This window comes from Streptomyces sp. NPDC050856, from assembly GCF_040653855.1.
Taxonomy (GTDB): domain Bacteria; phylum Actinomycetota; class Actinomycetes; order Streptomycetales; family Streptomycetaceae; genus Streptomyces.
The window spans coordinates 13,965-32,365 of sequence record NZ_JBFAGV010000040.1 but is presented as its reverse complement, the minus strand read 5'-3'; the positions used below and the strand labels follow the sequence as shown (position 1 = coordinate 32,365).

Here is an 18,401-nt window from a genome sequence, read left to right as displayed (position 1 = left end):
GGAGAGCGGTCCACGCGTCAGCTCGGGGTCGCCCGCCGGCGGCGCATCCACCACACCAGGGCCGCGCCGGCGGCGGCGAGCGCCGCCGCGGTGCCCGCGATCAGCGCGACCGGTGCGTCGGAGCCGGTGTCGGCGAGGTCGCCGCCCGGGTCGTTCGGCCTGGTGCCCCGGTCTCCGCCGCCTCCGCCCGGAGCGGACGGCTGCGGGGCCGGGGTGGACGGCTGGTCCGTCGGGCCGGGGGCGCTCGGTGCCGGGGTGCCCGGCACCGGGGTGGGCGTCGGAGTGGGCGTCGGGACCGGAGTGGGCTTCTGGCCGCCGCCACCGCCGGTGTTCTCACCGGCCGAGTTGCCGCCCAGGGCGAGCAGGCTCTTGTCCTCGGCGTCGTCGGCGTCCGCCCGGACCGAGACCTTCGTGGTACGGGGCAGGTGCTGGTGCTCGGCCTTGAAGCGCACGCCGGGCATGTTGCGCTTGGGTGCCTTGGAGAAGTCCACGCCGCCGACACTGTAGGTGTACGGACCGCCGCCGGCGTCGTGTTCCCAGTCGGCCTCGCCGTCCTTCAGGGACTTCAGGTACGCCTGGTAGGTGGACTCCCGGGTCCAGTCCTTGTTCTCCCCGCGCAGCGGCCACCGGGTCACGTCGTTGCTGTTGATGACCTTGCGGTAGTCGGTGGGCTTCTTGGCGTCCTGCTGGCGGATCCACTCCGCGGCCACGCGGGACTTGTAGACGCGGCGCAGGTCGGCGTACTTCGGGTCGCTGTTGATCCGCTTCTCGACCTCGGGGATGATCAGCGTGTTGACCTGGCGCTCCGCCCACTTCTTCCGGGTCTCGTCGAAGTCGCACAGGTAGGCGCCCGGCGGCATGTTGTCGATCTTGAGGTATTCGGACTTCACCTTCAGCGGTGCGTCCAGGATGTACAGGCCGCCGTCCTGCTCGCGGACCACCGCGGTCGTCGGCTCGATCCAGTTCCTGACCTGGAACCAGCACGGGACCCCCCGGGAGTCGCGGGGCATCGACTTCCAGAACCGGTCCGCCTCCTCCCTCTTGGTGGGGTTCATGGCGTCGGCGTAGTCGCGCTTCATCTCCAGGTCGGCTTCGAGCAGAACGCGCCCGGCGTCGGTCTTGCCGAACCGGGCATCCATGATCTTGTCCGGGGTGTCCGGGTTGAGGTTCACCCAGAACTTGTCCGGGGTGAGCGCCAGCCAGGTGAAGAAGGCGTCGGAGACGAGCTCCGCCTTGGCCTCGCCGCCGTAGCCCTTCAGCGAGTCCTCGTCGGCCTTCTTCGCGGAGAAGGAGTAGTCCAGGCCCCTGCCCTTGACCGGCGTGCCGACGTAGCGGAGTTCGAGGGTGGAGAAGTCCACCCCGCCCGGGCCGCGGACGCGCATGCCGTTGGGGTCGTTCCGGCGGATGGCGTCCAGTTGCCGCTTCAGGTCGGCGGGCGTCGGAGGCGACTGCTTGGCCATGTTGTTCGCGGAGCCCCTGGAGCCGGTGGACCTGCCGTCACCGAGGCTCATGGTGGTGTCGCGGCTGGTGTACTGCCCGGGCGTGAAGTCCACCTTGTGGAAGGCCTTGTGCACATAGGTCTTCACCCGCGGCTGGCCGTCCTTGTCCTTGCCGGCGGACTCGATCAGCTTGTTGTAGTGGGAGCGGGCTTCCTTCTCGATGTCCTGGCCGAAGACTCCGCGGAAGCGGTACTCCTTCCACTTGGGGTCCGTCACCAGGGCGCGGTCCGGCTTGCGCTGCTTGGTGTCGTCGTTCCCGCCGGACTTGACCTCGACGATGTCCTTGGTCTTCTTGTTGATCGCGTCGACTCTTCGGTTGTACTTCTCCTTGGTCTCCGGGTCGGTGACCTCGATGGTCTCCTCGCAGATCCAGTCGGGGCCGACCAGGCCGAGGTCGCGGACGACCTTGGCGTGGAACATCTTCCCGCGCGGGTTGCGGCCGTAGACCTCGATGTAGGCGTCGTTCAGCCACGCCTTGAAGGAGCCGTACTCGTTGGTGCCGTTCTTGCCGTCCAGGTACCGCTTGAACCGGGAGTAGACGTGTCCCGGAGTGCCCTCCTTGTAGGACTCGGGCTTCTGGTCGTACTTCTTGAGGATCTCGTCCCGCTCGGCCGGGTCGTCCGGGAGGGTCAGGGCGTCCATGGCCTGGCGCTGGTTCCAGTACGTGTACTCGTCCCAGTCGCTCTCGGGGCGCATGTCCACGTTCCGGTCCCAGGGCAGGGTTCCGGGCTTCGCCGGTTCGACGTCGTTCAGTCCGTCGATCAGGTCCTTGAACAGCTCGTCGCACCGCTTGCCGGGCTTGGGCGCGGCCTCGGCCCTGCCGTCCGGGCCGGGCAGTCCGGTCAGCGCCATGACACCGGCGCAGGCGAGCGCGACCGCCGCCCGCGCCCACATGCGTGGTCGCTGTCGTATGGGGTACTTCACGTCTGGTTCTCTCCAGGGAGCCCACAAGGGGTGGGTGTGCGTGTGCGGTGCCAAGGGCCCCCGTGGTCGTCCGGCGCCGCACAACGGCCCCACAGTAGAGGGCCAGTTGGGCCGGCGTCGCCCCGTATGCGAGGTGTGGCGGCGGACAACTCGCCCCGCACACCGGATTGTTACGTACGGCCGCCGAAGCCCCTAGGCTCACGGCCCATGAGCGACATCGACGACCCGGAGTGGACCGACAACCCGCGCCTGAACCACTGGCTGCACGCCCGGGCGGCCGCCTTTCCCCCGTGGGCCGAACGGGCGGGTGGCGGCTGGGACTTCGGCACGGGTTCCCTGGACCGGCTCGAACAGGAGATCAAGCGGCGCTACTCCTCCCACGACGAGGCGGAGGCGGCCCAGGACGACGCCTTCCTGACCGTGTCCGCCTGGTACGTGGGTGAGGTCCACGTGCGCAACTACGGCGCCGTCTGGCGGTGCGCCCCGCAGCCTGGTCCGGGCGCCTACGCGCGCACCGAACCCGTCGTCACGCTGCCGAAGGAGGTGCTGGAGGACTGGGAGCTGGAGGAGCTCCGGGAGAAGGAGGAGCTGTACGAGGACGACTTCCCCCGCTGCAACCCCTCCGAGGCCGTCGTCTCGGCGGCGCGCCCCGAGTACACCGGCCATCTGTCCTCGTTCCTGCACCAGTACGCGACCTGGCAGACGGCCGTCGACCGGGCCGTCGCGCGGGCCCGCCGCCGGCCCCCGCAGAGCCCGGGAAGCCGCCCCCTGCCGGACGCCCCCGGTCCGCTGGACCCCGGCCCGGTCGGTGGGAGCCTGGCCGAGTGGCTCACCGGGCAGGAGGAGGTCTTCCCCCACTGGGCCGAGGCCACCGGACGCCCCTCGGAGCTCGACTTCACCGCCGGCTCCCTGGACGTCCTGGAGGAGGTGCTGCGCTCGCGGTTCGCCGCCCGGGGCGACGGCACGTCCGGTCTCTTCGAGGACCCCGTCTTCCACTGCGCCATCTGGTACCTCGGGGAGACGATCCGCCGCACCCGGCGGGCACGGTGGATGCCGATGCGCGCGGGCCTGGACGTCACCCTCGACCGGCTCGATTCGCTGACGGTGGCCCGCGTAGGCCGGAGGGTCGGCCCGCACACCGAGCTGACCTCGGCGATCCGGCGCGGCGTCCGAGGCGTGCACCACCCGGACGACTCCTACCGGCCCCTGCGTTCGGTACTCGACGCCTACCGCTGAGGACGCGTGCGCCGCCCCGGCGCGCCGGGGCGGCGGCGCGCCGGGGCCCGGGCATGTGTCCGGCCCGCGACACCGACACTGCCCGCTGTCCGCGGCCGGATGACCCCCTCGCGGGCGGCGGGGTCACCAGTGGTGGCGCACGGCCGCCGGCGGCAGGTCGACCACCCGCACCGGCCAGGGCAGGGACGCCCCGGAGAGCCCGTCGAGGGCTTCCAGCGCGGTGGTGCGCGAGCACGCCGCCGTGCGCAGCAGTTCCATCAGCGCCCCACCCGCTCCGGCGGGGTGACCGGCCGGTCCCCCGGCGCGGCCGGCCGGTTCCTCGGCACGGCGGCAGGCGAGGCCGACGACGAAGTACGCCGTCGTGTCCCGGTCCGGCCTCCACAGCACGGCCTCGCCCCGCTTCTCCAGGGCCGACACCCGCTCCGGGTGGGCCAGCGTGAAGTCGCCCAGCGGGAGCGGGGAGAGGGTGACGGCCGCGATCCGGTAGCCGGCGGCCTCCAGCAGGGTCACCGCGCGGCGGGGGCTGGAGTAGCTGCCGAAGGTGAGGCCCAGGTCGCTGCCGAGCGCCCGGCCGTGTCCGATGATCGCTCCTGCCCATTTCAGGCCGTCGGGACCGCCGCTGATCGACGGCCGCAGGGCGTCGGCGTCCGGGGCCATCGGCACGTACGGGGGGTTGCTGGTGACCACCAGCGGACGCGGCATGGTGTCACCGGCGGTGGCGAGGAGCTCTTCGGTGGACAACCGGGCGAAGTCGCCGTGGGCGAAGGTGACCCGGGGCTTCCCGTCCGGGCGGGCATGGTGCTCGCGGGCCCAGGCGAGGGTCTCCTCCCCCGAGTCGATGCCGTGCACCCGGGCCGCTCCGGCACGTGCCATGGCGGCGGCGGCCGCGCCGCTCCCCGAGCCCAGGTCCAGTACGCCGCCGCCGCTCGGCGGCAACAGGTCGCCGACCACCCAGACGCCGATCTCGGTGTCGGCCGGCTCGAAGAAGACCTCTCGTGCGCCGGGTGGCACCAGGTCGTCCGGGGTCAGGTGCACGTAGTCGGTGACACGGGAGATGTCGGGCATGCTGCTTCCCTTCCTGGTCGAGGGCGGTACGCGCCGAGCGTCAGCGGCCGTCCGGCGGGAGACGGTGGACGGTCCTCTCCAGGACGGCCATGGCGCTGGGCAGCTTCATCGCGGCCTGGGTCCAGGCCAGGGAGCGGGGCCCGTCGAGCACCTCACCGGCGACCTCGTCGCCCCGGTGGGCCGGCAGGTCGTGCAGGAACGACGCCCGCGGCCAGCGGCGCATCAGGGCGGCGTCCACGTGGAAGGGCCGGAAGACCTCCCGCCACGCGGCGTCGGGTTTCCGGGTGCCCGTGGTCTCCCAGCGGGTGGTGTACACGGCGTCCACCTCGCCCGGCGCGTCCGCGAGGTCGTGGACCTGGGCGAGCGAGGCCCCCGTGGCGCGTGCCCGTTCCCGGGCGGTGGCCAGCGCGGCGTCCGGCAGCCCGTAACCCGGCGGGGTCACGAAGGTGACCCGGGCCCCGGGCACCGCCGCCATGCCGTGCGCCAGGGCGGTGGCGGTGTTGTTGCCCTCCCCGATGTACAGCACCTGGACACCGCTGAGGTCGCCGTGGGCGAGGGTGAGCGTGGCGAGATCGCACAGCCCCTGCGTCGGGTGCTCCTCCGTCGCCATCGCGTTGATCACCGGAAGGCCGCCTTCCCGGGACAGCCGGCGCAGCTCCTCCAGCGGGCCCGCGGTACGGGCCACCAGCAGATCCAGCATCGCCCCGAAGACCCGGCCGGTGTCCCCCAGCGATTCCCCGGTGTTGAGCTGGAGGTCGTGCGGACCGTAGCCGATCGGGGTGCCGCCGAGTCGTACGGTGCCGACGTGGAAGGCGGTGCGGGTGCGGGTGGAGGTTCGGGTGAAGAGCACGCCGACCACCCGGTCGCGCAGGGGGCGGTCGTGGGCGCGCCGGTCGTGGAACAGCTCCACGGACCTCTCGGCCAGGCCGGTCAGGTCCGCCGGCGCCACGTCCGCGAGGGAGAACAGCCCCCGCTCCGGCACGGGTGCGGGCCGGCCGTGGACCCCGGTCGCCGGAACCCCTCGCAGTGCGGTCATCGCGTTCCCTTCCGTACGGTCATCGCATCCCCTTCGGTACCGGCCGTCGTCGGCCGCTGCTGGAAACGGTGGTAGGACGCGGTACGGCCGCCCGGCCCGCGCCTCAGTACAGGCGCAGGCGCCGGCCGATCCCGCGGCGCGCGGCGACGGCGTGGACGGCGTCGAGAAGGGCCACGTCCAGCACCGCCATGCCGAAGGGGTTGCTGATGACATGGCCGGTGCCGGGCCGCACCGCCGGTACGCGGCCGGTGAGCACCTGGCCGAGCGTCCCGGTGATCTCCCGGGCCGGTGCCCGGTCCCGTTCCCCGCTTCCAGCCCCGCCGCCCGCCCTTCCCGCCGGGGCGGGGGCCGCCAGCCGTCCGTCCCGGATGAGGGCCCCCATGACCCGGCGCGGGTTGTCGGCCACCAGGGTGAGGTCGTCCACGTACAGGGCCTCGGCCGTGAGGAAGGCGTCCGGCAGCAGGTCGGCCAGTGACACATGGGCGACGAAGGTGCCCGGCCGCAGCCACGCGGCGGGCAGGTAGCCGGTGTCCGTGGTCGTGGTGGTGACCACGACGGAGGCGGCTTGGACCGCCGCGCGTGCGCTGTCCGCGATGTGCGCCTGGAGTCCGGGGCAGTGCCGTCCGGTCCACTCGGCGAGGTCGGCGGCCCGGGCCGGATCCCGGTCGTGGAGGTGGACCGCCTTCGCCCCGGGGAAGGACCGGACGAGCAGTTCGAGGTGGACGCGGGCCAGGGTGCCGCAGCCGACGACGGCCAGCGCGTCCCACTCCGGCGGGCCGAGGTGCCGCAGGCTCACCATGGTGTACGCCGCCGTCCGGGCCGCGCTCAGCCAGCCGGCTTCGGCGATCACCAGGGGGCGTGCCGTGTGGTGGTCGAAGAGCACCCCCACGCCCGCCGCGCGCTCCCTGCCCAGGGCCGGGTTGCTGGTGGCGGCGTTGATGAGTTTCACGCCGCGCACCGGCGGGCGGCCCGGTCCCTCCACGGCACCCAGCATGGCGAGGGACCGGCAGTAGGCGCCGGTGTCGTTGGTCCACGGCAGATAGCCCTCGGCGGGCATCGTCACGGCCCCTTCGGCGTGCTGCCGCAGCACGTCGCCGACGACCTCGCACGGGTCCACCTCGGCCGCGCACTCCAGCACCGCCGCGCGGTCCAGGAAGAGCAGTTCCTCACTCATACGCCGTACTCCTCTCCGCCGTCGCCGGCCTGGTCCGTGGACGCCGGCAGCAGCGCCGCCGCGTCGAACGCCTCGTGTCCCCCGGGCACCTGGAGCACCCCCGTCTCCGTGAACAACCGCACCGAGTGCCGGGCGGCGGCACGGATACCGGCTTCCACCCCGTCGCGCGGGTAGCAGTCCCGGACGACCTCCTCGGCCCCGCCACGGGTGAGCCCGGCGGCCACCAGGGCGGCGCGTACCGGACGCAGGTCGGGCAGCAGACTGGAGCGGATCAGCTCCGGCAGGCAACGGGCGACCCGGGTGCGCAGGGAGGCCGGGAACTGCGTCCACAGGCGGCGGAAGAACTCCGAGAAGAAGGCGTGGTGCCAGCCCTCGTCCCGGGCGTGGTCCCGCACGATGTCCCGTACGACCGTCAGTACGCGCCGGTCCTTGGGCACATCGGCGAGGATGGCGGTGACGAGGGTCTCGAACACGACGACCTGGAGGAGCTGGGCGAGTGCCGGTTCGCCGGGCAGGGCCTCCTCGCCGACGGCGTCCAGACGGTCCCGGAAGGACCCGAACTCGTAGGGTATCGGGGCGACTCCGCAGGCGCGGGACACCTGCTGGACGACGTCCAGGCTGTAGAGCGCGTGGTATCCCTCGTCGCAGTAGATGCGGTAGGCGTCGAGCCGGGTCCCTTCGTCCACCGCGACACCGCTGCGGCCGCCCGCGATGCGTTCGGTGGCGCGGTTCACCACCTGGGTCTCGAACTGTGCCGTGAAGTCCAGGTACTGGAACAGGTGGCGGGCGAAGAGTGCCTGGCGGCGCTCGTCCGGCAGGCCGCGCACCAGCGGGTGACCGGCGTAGGGCATCAGGGCCGGTGGGAAGTAGAGCTGGCCGGACCGCAGTTCGTCCCGCAGCAGGCGCCTGGGCCCGGTGCGCACACCGGACCGGCTGTACCAGTCCCGTTCGGTGCCGTCCGGGCTCATGACGGCACCTGCCGCGCGTCCGTGCCGCCGGCACCGACGGCGGGGCCGGGGCCGGCATCGGGGCCGGCGGGGTCGGCGCCCGGTCGCGGCCGGGCCTCGGGGTCGACCACGTCGACGCCCCGGCCCACGCCGATGTCGGCGATCCCGTGGGCCCGGCGCCACGCGGCGGAGTAGACCGTGTCGGCGTACCGGCCCGCTCCGTCCGGGCACAGGCAGGCCGCGCTGGTCCGCTCCCGGCTGGTACGGAACAGGCGCAGCGCCGCCGCGACGAGCGCTCCGGAGCTGGACCCCACCTTCAGCCCGGCGGCTCTGTGCAGCCACAGGCAGGTGCTGACCGCTTCCTGCGGGGTGATGTGCAGGGTCGGCCGGTGCCCGTGCGGCAGGAACGAGGAGGGGCGGCTGGCCCCGATACCGGAGAGGACCCGCCGCCCCACGGTGCCGCCGAGCGCGGCGGACCCCACCACGTCCACACCGACCAGTTCCCAGTCGGCGCGGGTCTCGGCGGCGAACCTGCGGAAGCCGGCCAGCGTGCCCCCGGTGGACACGGCCACCAGCACGCTCAGGGGCCCTTCCCCGGTCTGCCGGTGCAGTTCCGGCGCCGTCCAGCTCGCGTGGGCGCCGGGGTTGGCGTCGTTGGTGTACTGGTTCGGCCAGACGAGTCCGGGTTCGTGCCGTAATCGCTCCTCGATGTACGTCAACCGGTTGAGCAGGTAGCCCCCCGCCCCGTCCGGGGTGTCCACGGTCACCACCCGGGCGCCCAGGGCCCGCACGTCCCGCAGCAGCGACGCGCTGATCCGCGGGTCCACGACGGCGGTGAAGGGGACGCGGTGGGCGGCGGCGATGGCGGCCAGGGCCAGACCGAGGTTGCCGGACGTGGACTCGATGAGGCCCAGGCGCGGGTCGATGCGTGTGGCCACGTCCTGCCAGAGCGCCAGAGCCGTGCGCCCCTTGAGGGATCCGTACGGGTTGTACTCCTCCAGCTTGAGCCACAGGACGCGGTGGACGCCGTCGACTCTCAGCCGCACGGGGACGACGGGGGTAGGTGCCTGATGGGTGGCCGGTGTTTCCGGCGCAGCGTCATGACCGACCGGGTTCCACACCAGAGTGCCTCCACAGCTCGTATGCCTGCCGATCCTGGTGACGTGTGCCTCGGTGGCAGGGGGCGCGGCGGTCCACCGGAGCACGGCGGTCCGCCTTCCGTGTCGCGGGGCGGTCCCACCGCCCGGTCCGCCGTGGCCGGAGACCACCGCGCCGCCCTCACCTCATGGGCCCGCGGGGCCCGGTGCCGGCCCGCCCCCGTGCCGGCCGACGTGGCCGGCCACCTGCTCGTGCGTGGCGTACCGGCGTCCCGGTGGCCGGTGACGCGGGCGAGCACTTCCTCCAGGACGCCGGTGCGGGAGCGGTGGCCGGTGACGTGCGGACGCGGTGTGGGCTCGACGGGTTCCCCCGCCGTACCGGGCGGCCTCCCCCCCCCCGGGGGCGCCGGCGCGCCGCCGTCTCCGTGTGCGCGTCGGACTCGGCCATGGTCGGCCCTCACTCCCTGTCGGGGACACGCCAGGCATGAGGGTGTCAGCGCGCCGGGAGGCTGTCACCACCGTGATTCCGGCCATGCCGGAGGCGCGCGGCGACCGAAAACGGCTGAGGTGAACCGGGCCGGGTCGTCCTCACCGGGCCGGACGACGACGAAGGCCTCGTCCGAGTCGTCGAGGTCGTGCCATCCGACGGATCCCCTCGCCCCACACCGGGAACACCACGGCATGGGGCGAGACCCGGACCCGGTTCGGGAAGACGGCCTAGACGAGTACCGACGCCAGCAACCTGGCCGTCTCCGCCACCAGTTCGGAGTCGGCGGGCGCGTCCTCCTCGGCCCGGGTCGTCAGCACGGCCATGACGACTGGTGTGCCGTCGGGCGGCCAGGTGACGCCCACGTCGTTGCTGCCGCCGTACCTGCCGCCGCCGGTCTTGTCGGCGAGGATCCAGTCGGCGGGCAGTCCGGCGCGGAACTCCTCCACGCTGGTGGTGTTGGCGAGCATCCAGCCGGTGAGCCGGTCCCGGTCCCGGGGCCGGAGCGCGTCGCCGAGCGTGAGGGTCTCGTAGGTCCGGCCGATGGCCCGAGGGGTGGTGGTGTCGGTGACGCGCCACGGTTCGGCCGAGTTGAGTTCCGGCTCCCAGCGGTCGAGCCGGGTCGTGTCGTCCCCGATCGAGCGGCAGAAGCGGGTGACGGCGGCGGGTCCGCCCAGTTCGTGGAGCAGCAGGTTGCCGGCGGTGTTGTCGCTGTAGCGGATGGTGGCGTCACACAGTTCGGCGACCGTCATCCCCCCGGTGACGTTCTCCGCCCTGCCGGTGATCGGGGAGTGGCCCGACTGGCGGACGTAGTCCGCGGTGTAGCGGACGCGCTTGCTCAGGAACTCGCCGCTGTGGTCGAGATCGCGCAGGACGGCCGCGACGGCGATCGTCTTGAACAGCGAGGCCATGGGGAAGCGTTCGTCGGCGCGGTACGCCACCGTCCTGCCGGTGCGCGTGTTGCGCGCGAACACACCGAGCCGGGCGGCGTGCCGCTGTTCGAGCGTCCTCAGTCGTGACGTGACGCTGTCACCCCGGGCCCGGGACATGGCGCGGGCCGGCCCGCCCAGGGACAGGGCGGCGGCGAGCGCCGTGCCGGCTCCGAGGGAGAGCGCGGTGCGGCGCGACGGGTGTGTTCCGGTGGTGGACATGGGCTTCCTTCCCGCGGTGCGGCAGGCGCACCGCGACATGTCGGTGGTGGGGCGAGGGGTGGTCGTCCGCCGGGCGGGGTGCCGGGTCGTCAGGTGGTCGGCGCCCGGGGCGCGGGTCGCCGGGGTCGCCGGGCAGCGGGTTCGTCGTCGCCGAGCGGGTCGGGCAGCGGCGGGGCGGCGCTCGGGCGGTCGGCGTTCCGGCGGGCCGGCCGGCACGTCCGGGAGACGCGGCCGGCGGGGCGGCGGGGCGGCGGGGCGGCGGGGCGGCGGTCAACAGCACGGGGGCGTCGCCGCGAGACCGCTCCCGCCCGGTACGCCGCCGCCCCGGGTGTCGGCGAGCCTTCCGCGGATCATCGCGTCCATCACCGCCATGAACCGCTGTGCCCGTGGCCGGCCCAGCACGAACGGGTTCGCACCGCGGGGCCGGTCCCTGAGCTGCTGGATGCGTTCGAGACCGTGGTCATTGGGGTGGTTGGACAGTTCCACCTCCACCTCCATCCGCCTCATCGCGGCCCGGAACGAGGCGATGGACGCCAGATGGGTGCGCAGTTCGGTGGTCGTGGCGGGCGGGTTCATGCCGCCCCAGAGCATGGCCGTGTGCCGCTCGCGTCCGGCCCGCACCGGGAAGACGGCGGAGACGGTCCCCGGGGTGTGGCCCGGGGTGTGGTGCAGCTGGACGGTCGTGCCGCCGAGGGTGAGCAGTTGCCCGTCCCTGATGTCCAGGTCCCGCCCGGGGGCGTGCTCAGGGCGGGTGCGGGCGACGAGGTCCCAGTCGGCCGGTGCCATGAGCACGCGTGCCCCGAAGCGCTCGACGAGGTACCGTGCGCCGCCGAAATGGTCCTGGTGGCCATGGGTGACGACGACGTACCGGATCCTCCCCGGATCGGCTCCCAGTCGGCGCAGCCCTGCGACCAGCACGTTCTCGGCCTCCTGCGGGGAGGTGAGCGCGTCGATCAGGACGATCCCGTCCTCGGTCAGCAGCGCCAGGGCGGAGACCCAACCGGTGCTGAGCACGGCGAGGTCGTCGAAGATCCGCACCGGCTCCGGCGCGGGCGGGTGGGGAACGGTGGCTCCCGGGGTCAGCGCCCTGACGAGGGCGAGGAGCACCGGGTCGTTTCCGGCCAGCCTCCGGGCACGGTCGTAGTGCGTTCGCGCGTCCGCTCCGGCGGCCGTCACCGGTGGAGCCTGAGCGAGCGAGCCGGCTCCGACGGCCAGGCCGAGGGCGGCGAGCCGGCCGAAGCGGCGCCGGGACGGGTGGCCGGCACCTCCGTCGTGGCGGGGTAAGCGCGTCATGGCAGTCCTCCTGCTGTCCGCTGTCGGGTGTGGGTGTCGGGTGTCGGGGGGCCGGTCCACCGCCGGCCCCGTGTCCGTGCCGCCGGAGCGCCCGTCGGTCCCGGTCCGCCGGGGCCACGGGCGCGGTCCGGTCCGCTGGTCGCCGGCCGTCCCCGGCCGACGGCCCGTCCGGGCACCGGTTGGGGGCGGAACGTCCGTACCGGACCGGCGGTCACGGACCGGGCGTGCCCGGACCGGCGTCCACGGGGAGGAGTCAAACCCGCGGTTCCCCGCATGTCGAATACGATCTCGGCATCGTCCTCATTCAGAGGGCGTATCACCGCACGCCAGGGGGCGGAGTGCTGACGGAACGGCACCTGGAAATCTTCGTCGCGCTGGCGGAGGAGGAGCACTTCGGGGCCGCCGCGCAGCGCGTGGGCATCACGCAGCCGCCCCTGTCGCAGGGACTGCGCAGGCTGGAAGGGCTGCTCGGGGTGCGCCTGTTCGAGCGTGAGCGAGGGGTCTCCCTCACCGAGGAGGGCGCGTCCCTGCTGCCGCACGCCCGCAGGGCGCTCGCCGCGCTGGCGGAGCTGCGGGAGACCGGTGCCCGCGAGCACGCCGACGGGCGCCGGCTCAGGCTGGGGCTGACGCCCGAGGTCCCCGCGTGGCTCGCCGCCGACGTGGCGGCGGCGCCGGTCCGGGCGGGGGCGCCGGTCAGGATCGGTGTGGCGACGGCATCGACCGCGACGCTTCTCTCCGACATCGCGGCCGGCCGCCTCGACCTCGCGGTCATCCGGCATCCGGCCGTGCTGCACGGCCTGGCGGCGGGGCAGGTGGTACGCCTGCCGACCTGGCTCCTCTCCCCCGCCGGTCACCGGGAGCGCACCGGCGCCGGGGTTCCGCCGGAGCTCCCCGTCGCGGTGCGTCCGCGTGACGAAGCCCCGGCCGCCCATGACCTCTTCGTCGACACCCTGGCCAGCCGGGGGCGGCGGGTGAGGACCGTGGTGGTCTCCGACGAGCGGGCCGGGCTCGCTCTGGTGGCGGCGGGACAGGCGGTGCTGGTGACCGCGGACCACACCCTGATCGCCACCGGAGTCGAGCGCCGGGAGACGACCGATCCGCCGCTGCCCCTGCGGCTGCGGGTGGCATGGGACCCGCGGCGGCGGGGCGCGGTGGAGACCGCCGAGACGGCCCGGCTGCTCGCGGAGACCCTTTCCCGCACGGGCGGGGCGGGATGAGCGCGACGCGGCGCCGCAGCCGTGTGGAGCGCGCCATCCGCGAGATGTTCGACGACGCGGGCGTCCGCGGCTGGCTCCACGTGGCGGAACTGCACCGGCCCTCCGCCCACGTCGCCGTCGACCCCGGGGAACCCGTACCGATGGGCTCGGTCTACAAGGTGCCGCTCATGGTCGCCTTCTGCCGGCTGGCGGACGCCGGCCTCGTCGACCCCCGCATGCCTCTGACGCTGGAACCCTCGGACCGGGTGGCCGGGCCCACCGGCCTCTCCCTCCTGCGGGACCCCGTCACCATGTCGCTGCGCGACCTGGTGGTGCTCATGATGAGCATCTCCGACAACACGGCGGCCCACGCGGTCCTGCGCGTGGTCGGCACCGACGCGGTCGACGCCGTCTGCGACGACCTGGGCATGCCCGACACCCGCATCCACGGCGGGGTCGTCAGTACCTTCGCCCGGCTGGTCGCCGAGACGGGCACCCCGTCACTGAGCGCCGCCATGGCACGCATCTCGGACAACGACGACATCGTGCCCCCGGGTGTCTACGACCCCGTGTCACAGGCGTCCACCACCCCCGCCGACATGGCTCGGCTCCTGCGGGCCATCTGGACCGGCCGGGCCGCCTCCTCCGAGTACTGCTCCTTCATGCGGGACGTCATGGGCAAGCAGCCGTGGACCCACAGGCTCGCGTCCGGATTTCCGTACGACGATGTCGCCGTGTACGGCAAGACCGGCACCTTCGGTGCGATGCGGCACGAGGCGGGGGTCGTCGAGCTCGCCGACGGCAGCGCCTACACCGCCGTGGTGTTCACCCAGGCCGCTCGCGCGGACAAGACGCTGCCACGCGCCGACGCCGTCATCGGGGCGGCGGCTCGCGAGGCCGTGGAGGAGTTGCGCGGCAATGAGGGCACCTGACGGCCCCGTGAGGGTGTGGTTCCGCGCCCTCACGGGGCCGGTGGTGCGGCCCGGGGGCCGGGTGCGCCGGGCCGGTGGCGCGCTCCGGCCGACCCGGTGGTGCTCCCCGGAGCCAGTGGCGCGCGGCGCGTGCCCGATGGCGCCCCCGGTACCGGGCGGTGCCGGTGGGACCGTCCGGAGCGCGCCCGCACACAGGCCCGGCCGCGCCCCGGCGGCCTCCGCGCCCGCCGCACCCGCCGCACCCGCCGCACCCGCCGCGCTACGGTCCCGTGGAGCCGCCGGACACCTCGCACCCGTCCCTTCTGTGTCGCTTCGCCACGTATGGGTAGCCGTCGAGGAGCAGCGTTCCGGACAACGGGGTGAGAGCGGCCGGTCAGGAGGTGTGTGCGGTGGAGCCAGGTACCGAGCCGGTCGGTCCTCACGGGGACGCGGAGACCACGAGGGCCCTCCGGTCGGGTCCCCGGCCGGAGCGGCCCGCCCGCGCGGAGAGAGCCCACGGCCCCGGGCCCCCGGCCGGCGCCGGCATCCGGGCGGTTCGCGGTGGGCCGGTGCCCTCCCCGGGACAGGAGCGGGCCAGGGTTCCGGAACGTACCGGCGCCGACGCCCCGCGGCTCGAACCGGCCCGGCGCCTGGACCGTACGGTGTTCCCCGCCGACCGGCGGTCCCTGCTGGAGGGCCTGAGGGGCCGGCGCGCCCCGGACGCCGCCCTGACCGCGCCGGGGAGCCCGCCCGTTGACGGCACGACGTACCACAGCGCCGGGGAGACCGCGCCGCTCTCCCCGGACACCGACGACCGAACATCCGGAGGGAACACCCATGCCTGACGAGCACGGCGCGAACGCGCCCGCGGTGAGCCACGACGAGCTGCCGCTCCCGGACTACGACCACCTTCCGCTGGGGAGCCTCCAGCACCGCATCCGCACCCTGACCCAGGGCGAGCTGTCCACCGTGCTGGCGTACGAGGAAGCGCACGGCAACCGGCTTCCCGTCGTGGAGGCGATGCGGGCCCGGCTGCGGGAGCTGAAGGACGGAGCCGAGCCGTCCGGCGGCTCGCCGGGCGCGTACGCCCCCGAGCAAGCGCCCCCTGCCCGGGGTGGCTCATCCGTGTCGCCCGAGACGACCGGTCCCGCGATGAACCCGCCGTCGCACGGCACACCGGAGAATCCGGCCCAGCCCCGCTCGACGGGCTGACCGGGCCGCCGTACGCGGCACGCGGTCCGGAGCCCGCCGCGCGCGCTCCGGACCGCCGGCCGGCCGCGGGAACCCGCGGACACGGCCGCGCGCGGGGCGCTCCGCCGCCGTCGAGCCGGGCACGGCCCCGGCCGGTACCGCTGCTTCCGGTACCGGCCGGGGTGCGTCGTCATGCGGGGTGTCACGCGGGGTGGGCGCCGCCCTCGCCACCGTCCCCGGCCAGGGGGCGGGGCTCCAGGGGCCGGACGGCGGGGCCCTGGACCACGCTGCCGTCGGTGGCGAACCGGGAGCCGTGGCAGGGGCACTCCCAGGCCCGCTCGGCGTCGTTGAAGTGCACCAGGCAACCGAGGTGGGTGCACCGGGCGGACACCGCCTGAACCGAGCCGTCCTCGGCGCGGTACACCGCGCAGCGCCGGCCGTCGACGCGTACGACGGCGCCGGTGCCGGGAGCGATGTCGTCGACGCTGTCGGCGTGGGAAGTGGGGAGCCGGTCGCCGACGAAGTGCTTGACGACCGAGCCCTGCAACTTGAGCATCGAGGGGGCGTCCCGCAGCGGATGCAGGCGCCGCGGGTCGTACAGCCCGCTCCACGGCAGTTCCTCGCCGGCGATGTGAGCGGCGATGAGCCGGCCGGACATGACGCCGTTGCTCATTCCCCACGCGCCGAACCCGGTCGCGACGTACACGTGTTCGGTACCGGGGTGGAACCGACCGACGTAGGGCACCCCGTCGGTGGTCGTGTTGTCCTGGGCCGCCCACCGGTGGGTGATCGTGGCGTCGGGGAAGCGCTCCGTCGTCCACGCGGCGAGCCGCTCGTACCGCTCGGTCACCTCGCCGGTGCCCGGCTTGAACTTCTCCCCGGTGACGATGAGCAGCCGCCGGTCGGCGTCGTACGGCGCGGTCCGCACGGACCGGGTGTTCTGCTCCTGCGTGAGGTAGGTGCCCCGCGGGTCACTGCCGGCGGGGATCGTCGCGGCGACCACGAGTTCACGGCTCGGTTCCAGCCGGGTGAACAGCATCGCCCGGTCGAACACCGGATAGTGGGTGGCGACGACGACGTCGCGGGCGGTGACCGTCGCCCCGGCCTCGGTGGTGAGCCGGCACGGCTCGCCCTCGTGGAGTGAGACCACCCGGGTGCGCTCATGGATCCGTCCGCCGCGGCCGATCAGGTCCGCGGCGAGCGCCAGCAGGTACTTGCGGGGGTGGAACTGCGCCTGGTCCTCGAAGCGGACCGCGCCCGCGACGGGGAACGGCAGGCCGGTCGCGGTGACGAACGAGGCCGGCAGGCCGGCCTCCAGCGCGGCCTCGGCCTCGGCCTCGACCTGGGCGACCTGCTCGGAGGACTCCACGTACGCGTACGACGGGAGGCGCTCCAGCTCGCAGTCGATCCCCAGCTCGGCCGCCACCTCGGCGACGTACTCCACCGCGTCCTGCTGCGAACGCGCGTACAGCCGCGCGCCGTCCGCGCCGAACGACTTCCGCAGCTTCGCGTAGATCAGCCCGTGCTGCGAGGAGAGCTTCGCGGTGGTGTAGCCCGTCACCCCGGCGGCGACGCGGTCGGCTTCCAGGACGGTGACGCTGCGTCCGGCGCGGGCCAGCTCCCAGGCGGCGCAGATGCCGGCGATGCCGCCGCCGACCACGGCCACGTCCACTTCGATGTCGCCGGCCAGGGCGGGATGGGCGGTGCCTGCCGCCGACTCCATCCAGTAGGACTCGTAGCTGCCGGGCAGTTGGGTCATGCGTTCACCGTTCCTTGTCGTGTCGCGCGGTGGCCGGCGGCACGGCCGCCCGGCGGCCGGCCACGGCTCCGGCCCGTCGTGTCCGGCGGGCCGGCGGGGCGGGACGGACGGGGCCGCGGGCCGGGCGGCCAGCCGGGTACCCGGCGCCGGTCCCGTCAAACGCCGCCGACGCCCCGCCGGCGTCCGCACGGCGAGGCCGGTCGCCGTCCGCGGGTGGTCACCCCCGGCCGCCCGCGCCGACGGCGCGCCGGTGGCGCAGGTGGTGTTCCAGCCGGTTGTCGACCAGGGTCAGGGCCGAGGCGATGGCCATGTGCATGTCGAGGTACTGGTACGTGCCCAGGCGTCCGCCGAAGAACACTCCCCGTTCCTGCGCCGCGCGCTTGCGGTACCGGTCCAGGACGCTCCTGTCCCCGGGAGTGTTCACCGGGTAGTAGGGCTCGTCGTGGCGCCCGGCGCGGCGGGAGTACTCGCGCGTGATGACCGTACGATCAGCGGGGTAGTCCCGTTCGGGGTGGAAGTGGCGGAACTCGTGGATGCGGGTCCAGGGCACGTCGGCGTCCGCGTAGTTGATCACCGCCGCGCCCTGGAAGTCACCGGTGGGCAGGACCTCCCGCTCGAAGTCGAGGGTGCGCCAGCCCAGTTCGCCCTCGGAGTACTCGAAGTAGCGGTCGAGCGGTCCGGTGTAGACGACGGGCGTGTCCTTCGGGAGGGCGTGCCGGACCCGGAAGTAATCGGTGTTCAGGCACAGGGCGACGCGCGGGTGGTCGGCCATGCGCCGCAGCCAGGCGGTGTACCCGTCGGTGGGCAGCCCCTCGTAGGTGTCGTTGAAGTAGCGGTTGTCGAAGGTGTAGCGGACGGGCAGCCGGGTGATGATCTCGGCGGCCAGTTCGGTGGGGTCGGTCTGCCACTGCTTGTGGGTGTACCCCCGGACGAACGCCTCGTACAGCGGGCGTCCGATGAGGGAGATCGCCTTCTGCTCCAGGTTGGCGGCCCGGCCACGGGTCGCCTCCCGGGCCTGTTCGGCGACGAGCGCGCGGGCCTCGTCGGGCCCCATGTGCCGCCCGAAGTAGGCGCAGATGGTGCCCAGGTTGATGGGCATGGGGAACACCCGGCCACCGACGACCGTGTGCACGCGGTGCTGGTAGCCGGTGAAGGTGGTGAACCGGTTGGCGTACTCCCACACCCGGGCGTTGGAGGTGTGGAACAGGTGGGAGCCGTAGGCATGGACTTCGATGCCGGTGGCCGGGTCGGGCTCGGAGTAGGCGTTGCCGCCCAGGTGGGCGCGCCGCTCCAGCACCAGTACCCGCGCGCCGAGCCGGGAGGCGGCCTGCTCGGCGACGGTGAGGCCGAAGAAGCCCGATCCGACCACGACCAGGTCGAAGGAGTCGAAGGAGTCGAAGGAGTCGAGGGAGTCGAGGGACATGAGCGGCCTTCC

15 protein-coding genes are annotated in these 18,401 nt (G+C 73.9%); 5 read left to right on the top strand and 10 right to left on the bottom strand.

Features of this window, described 5'->3' with window-relative positions; translation table 11 throughout:
* Window positions 1-17: 17 nt before the first annotated feature.
* Complete coding sequence (locus AB0H53_RS26505; RefSeq protein ID WP_362118299.1) at window positions 18-2,423, bottom strand: hypothetical protein; 2,406 nt, start codon at window positions 2,421-2,423, stop codon at window positions 18-20.
* A gap of 207 nt (window positions 2,424-2,630) precedes the next feature.
* Between AB0H53_RS26505 and AB0H53_RS26500 the strand changes: the two genes are divergently transcribed.
* Window positions 2,631-3,659 carry a hypothetical protein gene (locus AB0H53_RS26500; RefSeq protein ID WP_362118296.1) on the top strand — a complete coding sequence of 343 codons (1,029 nt, stop codon included), beginning with the start codon at window positions 2,631-2,633 and terminating at the stop codon, window positions 3,657-3,659.
* A 123-nt stretch (window positions 3,660-3,782) separates the two neighbouring features.
* On the opposite strand, the gene AB0H53_RS26495 is transcribed toward AB0H53_RS26500, so the two are convergent.
* The 7 genes from AB0H53_RS26495 to AB0H53_RS26465 form a co-directional block, all read right to left on the bottom strand.
* Window positions 3,783-4,724, bottom strand: coding sequence for a methyltransferase domain-containing protein (locus AB0H53_RS26495; RefSeq protein WP_362118293.1), 942 nt, complete (start codon window positions 4,722-4,724; stop codon window positions 3,783-3,785).
* 40 nt (window positions 4,725-4,764) lie between these two features.
* Window positions 4,765-5,760, bottom strand: coding sequence for an ornithine carbamoyltransferase (locus AB0H53_RS26490; protein ID WP_362118290.1), 996 nt, complete (start codon window positions 5,758-5,760; stop codon window positions 4,765-4,767).
* Between the two features lie 103 nt (window positions 5,761-5,863).
* Window positions 5,864-6,934: a Gfo/Idh/MocA family oxidoreductase gene (locus AB0H53_RS26485; protein WP_362118287.1), complete on the bottom strand. Its 1,071-nt coding sequence runs from the start codon at window positions 6,932-6,934 to the stop codon at window positions 5,864-5,866.
* Entirely contained in the window at window positions 6,931-7,902 is a 972-nt protein-coding gene (locus AB0H53_RS26480; protein WP_362118285.1) for a diiron oxygenase, read from the bottom strand. Before AB0H53_RS26480 ends, AB0H53_RS26485 begins: the two co-directional genes overlap by 4 nt.
* The gene (locus tag AB0H53_RS26475) at window positions 7,899-9,002 is read right to left on the bottom strand and encodes a pyridoxal-phosphate dependent enzyme (RefSeq protein ID WP_362118325.1); all 1,104 of its coding nucleotides are present in this window, start codon (window positions 9,000-9,002) and stop codon (window positions 7,899-7,901) included. Before AB0H53_RS26475 ends, AB0H53_RS26480 begins: the two co-directional genes overlap by 4 nt.
* 693 nt (window positions 9,003-9,695) lie before the next feature.
* A complete protein-coding gene (gene bla, locus AB0H53_RS26470) occupies window positions 9,696-10,616 on the bottom strand; it encodes a class A beta-lactamase (protein WP_362118282.1) in 921 nt (306 codons plus the stop codon).
* A 270-nt stretch (window positions 10,617-10,886) separates the two neighbouring features.
* On the bottom strand, window positions 10,887-11,909 hold the full coding sequence (locus tag AB0H53_RS26465) for an MBL fold metallo-hydrolase (RefSeq protein ID WP_362118279.1): 1,023 nt from the start codon (window positions 11,907-11,909) through the stop codon (window positions 10,887-10,889).
* A 338-nt stretch (window positions 11,910-12,247) separates the two neighbouring features.
* On the opposite strand from AB0H53_RS26465, the gene AB0H53_RS26460 reads away from it, so the two are divergent.
* The 4 genes from AB0H53_RS26460 to AB0H53_RS26445 all read left to right on the top strand — a co-directional run bounded on the left by AB0H53_RS26460 (window position 12,248) and on the right by AB0H53_RS26445 (window position 15,228).
* Window positions 12,248-13,126 carry a LysR family transcriptional regulator gene (locus AB0H53_RS26460; RefSeq protein WP_362118276.1) on the top strand — a complete coding sequence of 293 codons (879 nt, stop codon included), beginning with the start codon at window positions 12,248-12,250 and terminating at the stop codon, window positions 13,124-13,126.
* On the top strand, window positions 13,123-14,037 hold the full coding sequence (locus tag AB0H53_RS26455) for a serine hydrolase (protein ID WP_362118273.1): 915 nt from the start codon (window positions 13,123-13,125) through the stop codon (window positions 14,035-14,037). The genes AB0H53_RS26460 and AB0H53_RS26455 overlap by 4 nt, the downstream gene beginning before the upstream one ends.
* A 548-nt stretch (window positions 14,038-14,585) precedes the next feature.
* A complete protein-coding gene (locus AB0H53_RS26450; RefSeq protein WP_362118270.1) occupies window positions 14,586-14,861 on the top strand; it encodes a hypothetical protein in 276 nt (91 codons plus the stop codon).
* Window positions 14,854-15,228 carry a hypothetical protein gene (locus AB0H53_RS26445; RefSeq protein ID WP_362118267.1) on the top strand — a complete coding sequence of 125 codons (375 nt, stop codon included), beginning with the start codon at window positions 14,854-14,856 and terminating at the stop codon, window positions 15,226-15,228. Before AB0H53_RS26450 ends, AB0H53_RS26445 begins: the two co-directional genes overlap by 8 nt.
* 181 nt (window positions 15,229-15,409) lie before the next feature.
* On the opposite strand, the gene AB0H53_RS26440 is transcribed toward AB0H53_RS26445, so the two are convergent.
* Both AB0H53_RS26440 and glf read right to left on the bottom strand, forming a co-directional pair.
* Window positions 15,410-16,966 carry an FAD-dependent oxidoreductase gene (locus tag AB0H53_RS26440; protein ID WP_362118264.1) on the bottom strand — a complete coding sequence of 519 codons (1,557 nt, stop codon included), beginning with the start codon at window positions 16,964-16,966 and terminating at the stop codon, window positions 15,410-15,412.
* 217 nt (window positions 16,967-17,183) lie between these two features.
* Window positions 17,184-18,389: a UDP-galactopyranose mutase gene (gene glf / locus AB0H53_RS26435; RefSeq protein ID WP_362118261.1), complete on the bottom strand. Its 1,206-nt coding sequence runs from the start codon at window positions 18,387-18,389 to the stop codon at window positions 17,184-17,186.
* Between the last annotated feature and the right edge of the window lie 12 nt (window positions 18,390-18,401).

Coding starts and splice junctions, on each gene's coding strand:
- AB0H53_RS26490 (WP_362118290.1), bottom strand. CDS start 5,760: ATGACCGCACTGCGAGGGGTTCCGGCGACCGGGGTCCACGGCCGGCCC.
- AB0H53_RS26500 (WP_362118296.1), top strand. CDS start 2,631: ATGAGCGACATCGACGACCCGGAGTGGACCGACAACCCGCGCCTGAAC.
- AB0H53_RS26495 (WP_362118293.1), bottom strand. CDS start 4,724: ATGCCCGACATCTCCCGTGTCACCGACTACGTGCACCTGACCCCGGAC.
- bla (WP_362118282.1), bottom strand. CDS start 10,616: ATGTCCACCACCGGAACACACCCGTCGCGCCGCACCGCGCTCTCCCTC.
- AB0H53_RS26445 (WP_362118267.1), top strand. CDS start 14,854: ATGCCTGACGAGCACGGCGCGAACGCGCCCGCGGTGAGCCACGACGAG.
- AB0H53_RS26480 (WP_362118285.1), bottom strand. CDS start 7,902: ATGAGCCCGGACGGCACCGAACGGGACTGGTACAGCCGGTCCGGTGTG.
- AB0H53_RS26465 (WP_362118279.1), bottom strand. CDS start 11,909: ATGACGCGCTTACCCCGCCACGACGGAGGTGCCGGCCACCCGTCCCGG.
- AB0H53_RS26455 (WP_362118273.1), top strand. CDS start 13,123: ATGAGCGCGACGCGGCGCCGCAGCCGTGTGGAGCGCGCCATCCGCGAG.
- AB0H53_RS26485 (WP_362118287.1), bottom strand. CDS start 6,934: ATGAGTGAGGAACTGCTCTTCCTGGACCGCGCGGCGGTGCTGGAGTGC.
- AB0H53_RS26440 (WP_362118264.1), bottom strand. CDS start 16,966: ATGACCCAACTGCCCGGCAGCTACGAGTCCTACTGGATGGAGTCGGCG.
- glf (WP_362118261.1), bottom strand. CDS start 18,389: ATGTCCCTCGACTCCCTCGACTCCTTCGACTCCTTCGACTCCTTCGAC.